The 12,928-nt window shown below is 69.3% G+C and carries 12 protein-coding genes; 8 read left to right on the top strand and 4 right to left on the bottom strand.

Going from position 1 to position 12,928, the window contains the following annotated elements:
• Nucleotides 1-1,591 (top strand): DUF3710 domain-containing protein (locus ACYF6T_RS43415; RefSeq protein ID WP_461703500.1); only part of this gene is annotated, 1,591 nt, incomplete at its 5' end.
• Between the two features lie 80 nt (nt 1,592-1,671).
• On the opposite strand, the gene ACYF6T_RS43410 is transcribed toward ACYF6T_RS43415, so the two are convergent.
• The 4 genes from ACYF6T_RS43410 to ACYF6T_RS43395 all read right to left on the bottom strand — a co-directional run bounded on the left by ACYF6T_RS43410 (nt 1,672) and on the right by ACYF6T_RS43395 (nt 5,460).
• The gene (locus ACYF6T_RS43410) at nt 1,672-1,986 is read right to left on the bottom strand and encodes a hypothetical protein (RefSeq protein ID WP_461703499.1); all 315 of its coding nucleotides are present in this window, start codon (nt 1,984-1,986) and stop codon (nt 1,672-1,674) included.
• A 372-nt stretch (nt 1,987-2,358) separates the two neighbouring features.
• Nucleotides 2,359-2,565, bottom strand: a complete 207-nt coding sequence (locus ACYF6T_RS43405) for a hypothetical protein (protein WP_461703498.1) — start codon at nt 2,563-2,565, stop codon at nt 2,359-2,361.
• On the bottom strand, nt 2,562-3,389 hold the full coding sequence (locus tag ACYF6T_RS43400; protein WP_461703497.1) for an RNA polymerase sigma factor: 828 nt from the start codon (nt 3,387-3,389) through the stop codon (nt 2,562-2,564). Before ACYF6T_RS43400 ends, ACYF6T_RS43405 begins: the two co-directional genes overlap by 4 nt.
• A 1,030-nt stretch (nt 3,390-4,419) precedes the next feature.
• Entirely contained in the window at nt 4,420-5,460 is a 1,041-nt protein-coding gene (locus ACYF6T_RS43395; RefSeq protein ID WP_461703496.1) for a helicase associated domain-containing protein, read from the bottom strand.
• Nucleotides 5,461-5,852: 392 nt separating this feature from the next.
• Between ACYF6T_RS43395 and ACYF6T_RS43390 the strand changes: the two genes are divergently transcribed.
• From ACYF6T_RS43390 to ACYF6T_RS43360, 7 genes are all read left to right on the top strand, one after another.
• Entirely contained in the window at nt 5,853-7,124 is a 1,272-nt protein-coding gene (locus ACYF6T_RS43390) for an AAA family ATPase (protein ID WP_461703495.1), read from the top strand.
• Between the two features lie 103 nt (nt 7,125-7,227).
• The gene (locus ACYF6T_RS43385; protein WP_461703501.1) at nt 7,228-8,835 is read left to right on the top strand and encodes a Mu transposase C-terminal domain-containing protein; all 1,608 of its coding nucleotides are present in this window, start codon (nt 7,228-7,230) and stop codon (nt 8,833-8,835) included.
• A complete protein-coding gene (locus ACYF6T_RS43380) occupies nt 8,832-9,572 on the top strand; it encodes an AAA family ATPase (RefSeq protein WP_461703494.1) in 741 nt (246 codons plus the stop codon). Before ACYF6T_RS43385 ends, ACYF6T_RS43380 begins: the two co-directional genes overlap by 4 nt.
• A 149-nt stretch (nt 9,573-9,721) precedes the next feature.
• Nucleotides 9,722-9,916, top strand: coding sequence for a hypothetical protein (locus ACYF6T_RS43375; RefSeq protein WP_461703493.1), 195 nt, complete (start codon nt 9,722-9,724; stop codon nt 9,914-9,916).
• A gap of 2 nt (nt 9,917-9,918) precedes the next feature.
• Nucleotides 9,919-11,049, top strand: a complete 1,131-nt coding sequence (locus ACYF6T_RS43370; RefSeq protein ID WP_461703492.1) for a hypothetical protein — start codon at nt 9,919-9,921, stop codon at nt 11,047-11,049.
• Nucleotides 11,050-12,043: 994 nt separating this feature from the next.
• On the top strand, nt 12,044-12,232 hold the full coding sequence (locus ACYF6T_RS43365) for a hypothetical protein (protein ID WP_461703491.1): 189 nt from the start codon (nt 12,044-12,046) through the stop codon (nt 12,230-12,232).
• A gap of 98 nt (nt 12,233-12,330) precedes the next feature.
• On the top strand, nt 12,331-12,822 hold the full coding sequence (locus ACYF6T_RS43360; RefSeq protein WP_461703490.1) for a hypothetical protein: 492 nt from the start codon (nt 12,331-12,333) through the stop codon (nt 12,820-12,822).
• Nucleotides 12,823-12,928 lie beyond the last annotated feature (106 nt).

Genomic DNA, 12,928 nt, shown 5'->3' with positions numbered 1-12,928 from the left:
AAGGAACCTGACAGCCCCCAGCAGCGCCACGTCCTCTGGCCTGGACGACCAAGGCCTTGTGGAAGGAGTACCTCCCGCCGTCGACCCTATTGGTCAGGGCGTTGCCAACGACGCAACACCAGTTGACCGGCCCATCGAGTTGCTGGTCGCCGCTCAAGCTCGTCGCCTTCGCGCCCACGACGACCTGGAGCAGTTGGTCGCGGTGCGAGACCTGGCCGCGACGATGCATGAACAGCCGCACACGACGCCGGAGATCGTGAGCATCCTGTGCGCGTACCTACGCCGCACCCGGCCCGCCTACCAGAACCTCGATCTCACTCCCGCCGATCAAGCAGCACTCCAGGCGATCCGAGAGCATCCCGCTCGCATGAACACGACAATCGACCTGTCCGGCACCGACCTGACCGGCGGCAACCTTTCCTCGGCGCCACTGGCCGGAGCAGTGCTGCGCGGCACCGTGTTGAACCTGGCCGATCTGGAACTGGCCGACCTACGTGGTGCCGAGCTCCACGCAGCCAAACTGCGGGGCGCCCGCCTCGCCGGTGCGAACCTTGACAGAGCAGGCGGCCTGAACGCCTCCATGCTGCAGCAAGCGCACGTCGATGCCATGACGGTCCTGCCCGACTACATTAAGCGCATCCGCGTCAAACGGCGGTGGACCCTCGTCGACGTACCGTCGCCGGAGCTGTCCATCGGCGATATCCTCCGCCAGTCGCGCATGAGCGCCGGACTCACCGTCGAGGACGTCAGCCGCGCCACCCGGGTACGCCTGTCCATCGTGCACGCGATCGAGACGGACGACTTCACCCCCTGTGGCGGCGACGTCTATGCGCGCGGTCACATCCGCACACTCGCGCGCGCGGTCGATATCGACCCCGGGCCGTTGTTGCAGCAGTACGACGCCCAGTACAAGGGGAAGCCGGCACGGAAGAAGCAGGCACCCCTGTCCGAACGCGCACCCTTAGGCGAGGCCGAAAGGATCCCGTCCAATGCCTCACCAGCTGGGCCGCGGGACGTGAGCGAGGTCGAGGAACCCAACAACGGCCGAGTCGACTTCGGCGGGCTCCTTGTGCCATGGGACGCGCGCGCAGAGCTGCTGGCCGTGAGGGCAGGCGAAGACTTCGTCGCTGTGACCGTGAAACTGCACTACAGCGCGCTCCAGTTGCAGGCCTTCTCGGCGCCGAAGTCCGAGGGTATCTGGGGTGAAGTGCGTGCCGAAATCGCAACTGACGTGCGCGCCCAGGGCGGCACCGCCGACGAAGTCGAGGGACCGCTAGGCCGGGAGTTGAGGGCCAAGGTGCCCATACAACTCCCGGACGGCCGCGGTGGTTGGCAGGTCGTGCGCTTCGTCGGTGCGGACGGCCCGCGCTGGTTCTTGCGAGGTGTGATCAGCGGGGAGGCGGCGGTGCAGCCGAGAGCCGCCACGGAGCTGGAGACGATCTTCCGAGAAACCGTCGTCGTGCGGGGACACATGGCCATGGCGGATAGAGCACCTATCCTGCTCACCATGCCGCCCACAGCACAGGCGATCCCTGGTGACACCGTGCTGGACCGGCAGTCCGACTGGCCGCCCTCCGCCAGCACCGCATAGGGAGGCCTTCAGCCAGCCACGCCATTGGTGTACGAGGTTGGTGAGGGCGGGGACCACCAGTAGGAGCCGGCCTGCGGTGGTCATGGCGGTGTACCGGGTGGCGGCTCGGCGGTAGGTGGAGAGGCCGGAGCCGATTCGACGGCCGGAGACGGGGCGAGGAGCGGAATCTCTCTCTGGACTCGCTCGAGGTAGCCAAGTCCGGTGCCGATGTCGGTGACTTCGCTCAGGAGTCTGTCTTCCTGCCGGCGTCGCATCGAGGCCGTGTGGAAGCGGGAGATGCTGGCGAGCACCTCGTTGAAGATCCGAGCCATGACCGTGAGCACGGGCGGGAGCGCGATGATGAGCGCGACCCACGTGGGGGCGTTACTCAGCGCCGTCAGGCCGGCTGCGGTCATGGTGAGAACGTCGGGGATACGAGGTGTCGTCATCGGCTGGGCTCCGGGAGGCGAGGCGGCGGGCGCGGGTGGGCGGGAGAGGGTGCACCTGGTGGTGCGTCAGGGCAGCAGCACGGCGAGGTCTTTGGCGGGCGCTGTGCTGGGGATGCGGGTTAGCGGCGCAAGTCCGCTGGTCGGCGGGGATCGGACCCCCGGTTCCGAGAAAGCGCCAGGCAGGCCACGGCCCGCGCAGCGCGGGACGTGGCCCGATACACCACCACCGCCTTAGCCCTGCAACCCGCGGAGGCCCGGGCCAGAGCCCGGGCCTCCGTCGACGCATGGGTTATGTCGTAATGCCGGGCGCCTGTGACGCTCGGCCGCAAAGCTGTTGCGCTACTTGATCGCAGTGATCAGCACGCCGAGGAGGGCCACGCCGATCGTCAACGCGCCTGCGAAGGCGAGGACGGCACGGCTGACGGCGTCCGGCACCGAGGCGCCGGTCCACCGGGCGAGGCCGAAGCCGATGACACCCACGAGAGCCGAGCCCAGCACCAGGAACAGCACGGTGAGCATCAGGAACATCACGTCATGCGTGTTCACGCGGCACTCCGCTGGGTAGTGCGGTCGCCGTCGACGTGCAGCTGCGCCGGGATCCAGATCCGGCGTTCGCGGGCCGCCTGGTACAGGACCGTGCGCAAGCGCGACCGGCGATTGCGCACGGCGCCGACCGTCGACCTGAGCTTCTCGGCGATCTCGCTGTCCGCGTAGCCCTCGAACGTCAGGCGCACCACGGCCTGCGTCTCGGCCGGCTGACTGTCGAGCAACTCCATGAACGGCCCCGTGAACAGCACGACCTCGGGCTCCGCGAGGTGCGGCAGAGCGGGACGCAGACGGAAGAACGCCTCCGGGTCAAGAAGGGCGGCCTCCTGCTCCGCCAGCCGCGCCCGCTGCCTGGCCCACTTCAGGTAGGCGCGACGGAACTCCAGGATGCACAGCCCGATGAAGTACGACGTCAGGCACCCGGGACCCTTCGGCCCCCGATACTCGGGGTTCCACCCGCCGCCCATCAGCGCCTTGAGGCGAAACTTCCGCAGCGCCGGCAGCACGATCTCGACGAGCAGCTCGTCCCGTTCCAGGCCGCTGGTGCGCAGCAGGTCCTTGTGATCGGGCGGTACAAAGAAGGTGACCTGGTGGTCGGTGAACCACTTCACGGACAGCTGGATGAGCAGGCCCGTGCGCAGCATGCCGCGCAGGGCCGGCCAGGCCTCGCGGCACAGCCGGTCCTCGAACGTCTTGTAGACCGGGCCCTCGAAGCCGTATGCGGCCAGCTCTTCCACCACCGCGATGTCACGCGCGATGCGCGCCGTACGCGGTTCCGGAAGGATGTCGTCCAGGACCTCGGCGGCTGATATCTCGTTCGTCATGCAACACTCCCCGTCTGGAGCTGCCCCTTCGAGTCGACAGTTTCAACTCGCGCGCGCGAGAGACAGGAATCTGGTTGTACGCGCTCGTTGGCTTCTATGCGGGCTGAAAGTGGGAACATCACACGAGCGAGCAAAAAACTTTCGGACGAGGCGAAAAAGTTGAGCCCGCACGGTATGGGGCTCAAATGCTGCTGCCGGACATTGCAATGCCGCACTGAGCAGCAGCAATGCACCGGAAGCACACCGAGGTTCATGCTGCGGGCTCCCTGGGCCGCAGACGCCCCGGACCGTCTGCTACACGCATGCCGAAGGCAGTCCGGCCCGGCAAGTCCGGCTGCACATAGCGGTCATGAGGACTATGTCGGACCAGTCGCCGCAGGATCGGCGGGAGGCGGCACGCCCCCGCTCGTGTTGGGCGTGCGGACCAGTTCGCACAGAACAGCAGCCCGCTCACCCTCCGGCAGCCCGGGCACGGCGCTGAGGATCATCTTCCTGAAGGCGTCGTTGCGCTGCATCCGTTACGGTCGGTCAGGCCGGACAGGATGCGCGAGGGCGAAGGCCAACAGGACGCACTAGGCCACGATCGGACCCGGGAGGCCGACAGCCATGCTGCCGACGCTGACACCGGGAACCGCTAGGTACGACGAAATCTTCACGCGGCTCTCCGCGAGGGGAGGGTGGGCGAGTGACGGACACCTGTCGTGGTGTCGTCCGCGTAGGGAAGCCGCGCGGTCGGCCCAGCCCTCGCCAGGCGGTATATCTGGACGAGACGCTGAAGCCAGCGCGGCACAGATTCCATCAGGCATTGCCCCTGCTCCCTTCCGAGCTGACTGCGGCTCAGGCCATCGGTTCTCCTTCACCCCTCGTGCCGTCGGCCGTACCACGGACAGCGGGCGCGGGGGCAGAACGTCGGGAGACATGGCGGAAGGCCCGGGACGGGACCGGGCCTTCGACGACCTTGCACATGGGTTATGGGGCGCAAGAGGCGAGATGTTTTGCGCGCATCTCGGAAACCCGTACGGCGGGACGGCTACCAGCGCATGCCGAGAGCGTTGAGGTCGGCGCGGCGCTGTTCGGTGAGTTTGTCGGCGCGGCGGCGGGCGTTTGCGACCCACAGCCCGAGCTTGGCCTCTGCGCCATCGTCCAGTTGTTCGATGTGTTTTCTGGGGACGGTGAGGTGGCCTTCGCGGGCGTGGAACTGCCGGGCGGCGGCGATGTTCAAGGCCCATTTGTCGTCCTGGGTGCGCTGTGCGGGCCGCTCCTCGGGCGCGGCGGGCTCGAGTCCGAGGGTGTTTTCCAGGAGCCATTGCTGGGCGGGCAGGAGATTGTCCCAGCCCAGTCGCTGCGCGCTGGTCCATGTTCCGAGGTCTTCGCCCTGGACGACGACACTGCCCGGACTCGTCGGCAGGCTGCCGCCGGCCGCCACGTGGGTGCGGGCGAGGCGGAAGCACCTTTGCCAGGCGATGTCCCACCCGAGCGGGCACCAGCCCGGGTCGATCGCCTCGAGCGCCTCCAGACGGCTTTCTGACAACTCTCCGACGCTGGAAACGCCCGTCTCTCCGCCCGCGCGGCGTTCGGCGTTGTGCAGCGTCCGCCGGGCCGCGGCCCGCATGTTCTTCGCCCAGGTCCCGATCGGGAAGCCGCCCTCGCCGACCGCGTTCGCCGGCGGCAGGAACAGCCCCTCATGCGCGGCCGCCCACGCCCGCGCCACCGCGAGGCCTTCCTCGAAGGCGACGTCGTGGTGGGACCACACCATGCCCAGCACGTCGAGTTGCTGTACGCGCGCGGCCTCGAGGGTGCCGGTGTTGTAGTACTTGCGCTGGTCGGCCAGCCACACCCCCAGCGGGAAGGAACCGCTGCCCGCCCAGTCCTCCGGGGTGACGTAGTCGTAGGGGACCCGCAGTTGCTGGCTGCCCATCTCACGCCGCCACCGGCTGGCGGCGGCGATGCCGCGCCGCCAGTAGGTGTTCTCCGGGTCGATCACCCGTAGCTGCACGAACTGCGCCAGCAGCGCCGGATCCCGCGGTTCGGAGAACCGCAGCAGCCCGGCGGCCGACTGACCGATCCCCACCGCCCCAGCATCCCCGTCCTCGCGCTCCTGCTCCTGGTCCTCGCCGTCGACGGTTCCCGCGTCCTCCGGACGCTGGGGCCGGCCGCTGCGGACGCGAGGGTCGGCAAGTGCCTCGATCGTGTCGGCGTCGTGCGCCCTGAGTGCGATGTGCCGGTTTGGTGTCAGTGGGTGGGTGTCAGTGATGGGGTGTCAGGTGGGGGTGTTTGTGCTGGTGGGGTGTTGAGGTCGGGGCGGGGTCTCTGACGTGGGGTGGTGTCTGTTGCTGGTGCCGCTGTCGTGGGGCGGTACACCCCGTCTCGCCTCGCTGTCACGGGAATGGTGCTTCTGATCTTTTTGCGGGGCGGGCGGGTTCATGGTGGTCCTTCTGTCGGGCGGGTGCCGGGGAGGGCCGGGTGGGGGAGTGGGAGCTTGAGGGGCTGGCGTCGTCGGTGTCGCGGCCGGTGTTGGTGGGGCGGTTGCTGGAGCTTGATGCGGCAGGTGGTGTGACGTCGGCGCATGTGCGGGCGGGGGCGCGGTTGGCGGGGGTGCATCCGCGGACGGTGTGGCGGTGGGTGGAGGTGGCGCGCAGTGAGGGCCGTGTGGAGCGTCGCAGGCGTGCCCGGTTTGAGTTGTCGGGGCAGGCGTGGGAGGTGCTGGCGCAGGCGGGTGGCACTGTGTCGGTGCTGTACCGGCATTTGGAGGAGTGCGGGAACGGGGATGCGGGGGTGTCGCTGGCGTCGGTGTACCGGGCGGTTCAGCGTGAGCTGGCTGCGGGGCGGGTGTTGCCGGACCGTGCCGTGGTACGCCGGGCGCGGGCTGAGCGGGAGACCCGGCAGGCTCTGGCAGACCTCGCCGTCGCGGGTGTCGGCACCGGCACGCCGTCTGCTTCTGCCGTGGCTGGTCCGGTTGAGCTGACGCCCGCAGCGCGGGGGGCCGCGTTGGTGGCGGAGGCGCCGGGCGTGGTGCTGCCGGTGGGGGCTCAGGTGGTGCGCACGGCGTCGGTGCGTGCGGTGGCCGAGGCGGTGGGGCAGGCGATGGCGGCCGCCGGCGCGGCGTGTGTGTTCGGGGATGCGGGACGGGGCAAGACGGTGGCGCTGCGGATGGCGCTGTCGGATCCGCCGGTGGGCTGGGGCGTGTCGTGGGTGCGGGTGCCGGTGCGTCCGTCGGTGTCGGAACTGCGGCGGGCGGTGTTCGAAGCTCTGGTGTTGCCGGGCCGGTTTCCTCACCGTTCGGCGGAGGCCGATGAGCGGATCGTCGGCGCCTTGGACGAGGCTCGGGTGCTGGTGGTGGATGAGGCGCAGCGGTTGCCGGTGCCGTGTCTGGAGTATCTGCAGTCGTTGTGGGACCACCCGCAGGCCCGGATGGCGCTGGTGCTGTGCGGGGCGGGCAGCGAGCGCGCGGTGGGGCGTGTGCCGCAGCTGGCGTCGCGGGTCTGTGCGTGGCAGGAGGTGGGACGCCTTGCTCCGGGCGAGGTGGCTGCGACGGTGTCTGCCTTTCATCCGCTGTGGGCCAGCGTCGCTGGCGGGGAGGTGGCGTGGATCGACCAGTCCTGCACGCACGGCGTCTTCCGCACGTGGGCTGCCTTGACGACGCATCTGCAGAACGCGCTGCTGACCGTGCCGGATGCGACGGCGGACCGGGCGCTGCTGCGTCGTCTGTTCCGGCGTCTGAGCCCTCCGGCTTGAGCGGATGTGCGGACAGGAGGGGGAGATGGAAGACGGTGGTGCGGTTGGCGCCGTGCAGGGCGGGCTTCCGGCGGCGTCGCGTAGCGCGCTGCGGGGTCCTGCGGTGCGGCGGCTGCTCGCCCTGCGGGCGGGGAAAGGGCTGACGGCCGGTCATGTCCGCGTGGCTGCAGACGCGCTGGGGGTATCGGAGCGCACCGTGTGGCGATGGCTGGCCGCAGCCGGCCGCGATGAAGCTGCAGCCGACGAACCGGGGGCCCGGGCCCAGAGCAGTACAAGGTTCACGATCACGCCCGAGGTCCGTGGCCTGTTGGCGCTGTGGAAGGGCAACGTGCGGGCGGTCCATCGCGAGCTGGTCCTGCGCGCGGCCCGGGAGTCTCCGCCTGCCGGTGCACCGTCGCTGACGACGCTGCACCGGGCGATCCGGCGTGATCTGACGCCGGGGGAGCGGGCCGGGCTCGCCGGTGGCGAGCGGGCGGCGCGCAAGCATGATGTGTTCCTGGCCCGGCCGCGGGGCTGGCGCAACCAGGTGTGGGAGACCGACCACCTGCAGGCGGCGGTGCTGGTCGACGTCGACGGTAAGGCGCGTAGGCCGTGGATCACGTGGTTCACCGACTGCGCGACGAACGCGATCACCGGGGTCGCGGTCACGCCGGGGCATCCCTCGCGGGAGTCGGTGCTTTCCGCGCTGCGCTCCGCGGTCCTGCGCGAGGACCCTTACGGTCCGTTCGGCGGCCTGCCCGAGAAGGTACGGGTGGACCGCGGCAAGGACTTTTTGTCCAGGACGGTGACCGCCGCGTTCGATCTGCTGGATGTGACGGTGGAGGACCTGCCCGCCTACACCCCTCACCTCAAGGGCACCGTGGAGGGCCTGAACCGGGCGGCGGAGGGCATGTTCCTGGCCGCGCTGCCCGGCTACGCCCGCCAGCCGCGCCCCGGCAAACGCCCTTCCCGCCCGAAGGACGAAGTGCTGCTGGGCTTCGAGGAGTTCACCGCCCGGCTGCTGGATTGGGCGCTCTGGTGGAACACCGAACATCAGCCCGCGCCGTTGCGGGGCAGGACCCCGCTTGAGGCGTGGCAGGACGATCCCACCCCGCTGCGGGACGTGCCCGCGGCGGATCTGTGGACGTTCACCCTGGAGGACGCCGGCACCCGCACGCTGACCACCCGCGGCATCCGCTTCCGAAAACGCGACTACGTGGGTGCGTGGATGACCGGCCAGGCCGGGATCCAGGTCCGTATCCGTTTCATGCCCCACCACGACCACCGGATCGAGGTCTACCACGCGGCCACCGGCCGCTACCTGGGGCCGGCGGACCTGGCCGACCAGGCAACCGACGAACAGGTCCGTGCCGTACGGCGGGCGCGGGCGGCCCGCTCCCGCCGCCTGAAGAAGGAGCTGGAGGCTGTCCAGCGCGAGCGCTACGCCGCGGTGAACCAGCCCGCCGCACCCCAGTTGCTGGGCGCGCTGACCACCGCGCAGGCCGAGGCCGAACTCGCCCAAAGTGCCGGCATCGGACCGTCGCAGCTCGCGCTGCCAGACGCTATCCCGCCCACCGCACCTCCGGCCGACTGGCGCACCCCAGCCTCCCTGGCCGCGCTGACCACGCCCGCCCCGCGCCCGTCCGGCCGTGACGTGACCGCCACAGCCCCGGACCGCCCAGACGCACGAATCCCACGTCCCCCCACCGACAAAGACGGAGACGCCTCGTGACTGCGGCCGGCTACCAGTACGTCGACCTGCCCGATGCGTCCGTGGTCACCACCCGCGCCCTGCTCACCGCCCGGGACAACATCACCGACACCGTCGACGCCCGCGCCATGATGTGCATCCACGGAGGCGCCGGCTTCGGCAAAACCCTCGCCGTCAACATCTGTCTGCGCGAACTCGAGCACGAGGACGTCCGCAAGATCACCTTCCGGGCCCGTCCCACCGCCCGCGCGGTGCGCTACGAACTGTTCACCGCACTCGACCTGGCCGGTGAACCACCGCGCCACCCCAGCGAGTTCGACCGCCTGCTCAAGACCGCCCTGGCCGAACGCCCCCGCACCTTCCTCGTGGACGAGGCCCAATGGCTCAACGGGGAGGCGTTCGAATACTTCCGCTACCTGTGGGACGAACCCTCAACCCAGCTCGCGATCATCTTCGTCGGCGGGGAGGGCTGCCACACCGTGCTGCGCCGCGAACCGATGCTCTCCTCCCGCGTCTTCATCTGGCAGCACTTCACCCGCCTCACCCCCGGCGAGGTCCTCGAGGCCATCCCCCTGTTCCATCCGATCTGGGCCGACACCGACCCCGACGACATCACCTTCGCCGACCAGCACGCCGCACACGGCAACTTCCGCGCCTGGGCCCAGCTGACCGCCCACACCCGTACCGCACTCGCCCGCACCGGCCGTCCCCGGGCGGACCGGGAACTGCTGCGCTGGGCCTTCAGCCGCCTCGCATGACCGCCACGCACCCCTCTTCCCCGCCCGCCCCTCCACACCGGAACTTGCGCCATGAGCTGTTCCACGCCTCGGGCTGCCGGGCCGTCCACCGGCGCTCAAATACGACCGTATGCTCCACGCGGCCCTCGACGAGTCTCGGAGGCGATGCCTTGCATCCCACGTTGAACGGCATCGGCCCGGACCTGATCGCCGTGTGCGACCAGGAAGCCGCCCACGGAAACTTCCGCACCTGGGCGAAGACCACCCACTACCTCAACGTCGGCATGCGCCAGAGACGCCTGAATGTCGGCGGGGACCTGCCGCGCTGGGACTGGAGCAAACTCCGCCCGCGCCGGAGCGCCTGACCGTGCTCACCTGCCCCCACCCGCCACCCCTGGTGGTGGTCTTCGACCCCGGCGACGACGTCGCCCACACTCGCGCCGCCCTGGCCATGCACCATCCGGCAGCCAGCCACGTCACCGTGCACCCCACCCCCGGCACCGATTCCACGCTCGCTCTCGCCCACAACCTCCTCGACGCCCTCGGCAAGACCACCCCCGTCACCGGCTACCGCGCCACCGACTCCGCCCCCGTCTGGACCCTCGCGGCGGCCTGGCTCCTGGCGCTCCCTGTCACCCGCCTGACCGTGCTGCGCGCCCACCTTCTGTCCGCCCGCGGCCTTAACGACCTGCTCGCCCTGCGCGTCCGTACCGGCGTGCGTCTCTACCTGGTCTGCCACCAGCCCCAGCTGCCCGCCGTCCTTGAACGGGCCCTGGCACGCACCGGCTACGACATGGCCGACGCGGACGCCGTCCTGAGCCAGGACGACCAGGACCCACCGCACGCGCCGCGGCCACGGCAGGCCGCTGCGGACACCACAGAGTGGATCAACCTGCCGGCCCTGACCACGCTGACCTCGTATGAATCCAGCCCCGTCTGCGCGTGCACCGCACCGACTGCGGCCGAGCGCGGCTTCCGCCCTCCCGCACTGCCCACCCGTATCGCCACACGGGTCGCACGCCGCCTGGGCCGTACCGCCCACCCCTACCTCGCCGCTCACCTGGCAGCAGCCGTCGTCACTGCGGCCTCCACGAGCCAGCTGGACACCGCCCGTGTCCTGGACCTCGCCCTCGACGGCACGACCCTGACCCTCCACGACCGCCACAACGTGCGCCAAGGCTGCACCACCCACCCCGTGCCCCCCTGGGCCCAACCCCTCCTGCGCGCAGCGGCGTTCACCCATCTCCTCGCCACCGGCGAGCGCGACAGAGCGCTGTTCGCCGACCCGCTTGGCGCCCGCGGCCTGCCTTCCTTAAAGGACTTTGCCGAGCACCTCAAGCTCCGTCCGCCCCAGCCCCCGCCTCCGCGGAGAAAGCCCCGCAGAGGGCAACAGCCGGCGGCCACGATCTGGCCCGTCAGCGGCGCGCATCACGCGTGGCGTTGGACCGTGGAGGAGAACATGCAGGGCTGCCCCCAGCCCCCGGGCCTTCGAACCTAGTACTTCCCGCATGCCTCCGCCTCGTACGGAGTGGCAGCGGCGTGGTCAGCCTTTTGGTCCTCTCGATCCAGAACTGCCACTGACCCGGGACTACGCCCTGACAGCAGCAGAGGGCGCGCTTTCCTACGTATCGAGAGCGAGCCCGTTTCACTCCCTGGTGCCGTAGGCAGTGGCTGTGGGCCAGAAATATCGCGGAGGCATGTGAAGAAGAAAGCGTGCGCCTCCCGAACGAACCAGCTTCTCCCTGCTGCTCGACACCGCTCGTTCCCGCGGCTGGACCCAGATGGATGCCCATGACTTCATGAAGATCGTCCGCGACTACCGAAACTTCGTCCACCTGCGCCAACAACAAGAACGAGGCGTCACACCCGACCGCGACACCGTCGGCATGTGCTGGGGTCCTGTCCTCGCCGTCCTCAACGACCTTGAGACCAGCCGCTGGGCGGCCCACAGGGCGCCTTCGAGCTGGCTGATGAGCAGAATGAGGATCTCGCGGAACTCGTCGAGGGAGGCGGGCCAGGGATCTTCGTGGTGTTCGTTCTGCGCCTGCAGGTCTTGGAGATGGGCTCCTACCAGCTCCACGCTGTTGGCATGGCGAGTTCCCTCGGCGACGACAGCCTCATCCCGGAGGGCGGCGTACGCGCGGCCGTGATGAGGAGATCGCGCTCGGCGCACGCGGACGTCTGTCCCGGCACGCTTGGCTCGGCTACGCCGCTTCTGTACTGGCCCGAGCTCGCGAAGGCCCCGGACGACGATGCGCAGGGCATGGTGGACGACCCGAACCAACCGTCGCGTCACGCGTTGAATCCACGCGTACGTCGGGTGGTCACTTCCCGGAAGGGTGCCTCTCAGCGGACAGGGGGCGGGTGCTATCGGCGGGGGTTTGGCACCCTGACCTGCAAACCTTGCTGAATGCAAGGGCTGCAGGTACGGTGCGCCCCAATATCTCTTGACATTGGAAAGGGTTGGGGGTGGAATCGGAATGATGGACCGGATGGGCGCGCTCCTCGCGGCTCTTGACGCTCAAGGTTTCAAGAGCCGGCAGACCGGCAGCGGTATGTGGATGTTTTCCCGGGGCGGCACCACGATCACGTACTACCGAACGCCGGAGAGTTTCGGTGAATGGCAGGACCTGATCAAGCTGCTGAACGGCGCGGGGCTGGTCTTCCCACCGAGGGACTAGCCAGGCGGTAGCGGGGGCCAGAAGGCCGGGCCCCCGCCCTCCTGCCCATCCACAGACACCACATGAACCACCCCTCAGGCAAAGGAAAGGAGAAGGACATGGAACAGGAGTGGAGGGCATCGGTCACCGCTGATGCCGTCGACGCCCTGGATGAAGGGCAATACGAGGAACTACACCGGCGAATCCCCGGCGGCATCTGCTTCGAGGAGGAGCGTCGACAGCTCCTCTTGATGTGGAGGCTGACGGCACCTGACCTGATGGCTGCCACACAGGTGGCTCTCGAGGTGGCTTACCGGGCCCTAGAGGCCGCGCTCGGTGCGGTTCCCGTCCTGACGGATCTACGCGTGGTCACCGGGGAGCATGCCAATGCTGAACGCGATCACCCAAGGGGGCAGGAACTGATGGGATACCAGGAAGCCGCCGAAACACTAGAAGTGTCGCGGCAGAGGGTGGCCCAACTAGACGGCAGTCATCCGGACTTCCCCCGTCCCATCGGGCGTATCGGTGCGGGGCCAGTGTTTACGGCCGAGTCCATCAAATCCTTTGCCCTGCGCTGGGATCGCAGCCCAGGCCGACGCCGGGCTGCTTAGGGCCTGTCCGGGCGTCGAGTGAGTGCTCGTTCTGCTGGCTGGGGGCCTTCCCTAGCCAGCAGAACGATCGCCAAGCAACCAGCGCGGGCAGCCTCACGGCAGCTAG

This window comes from Streptomyces sp. 7R007, assembly GCF_054850255.1.
Note: the sequence above shows the minus strand (reverse complement) of the source record. Positions and strands in the feature narration are given on the sequence as shown.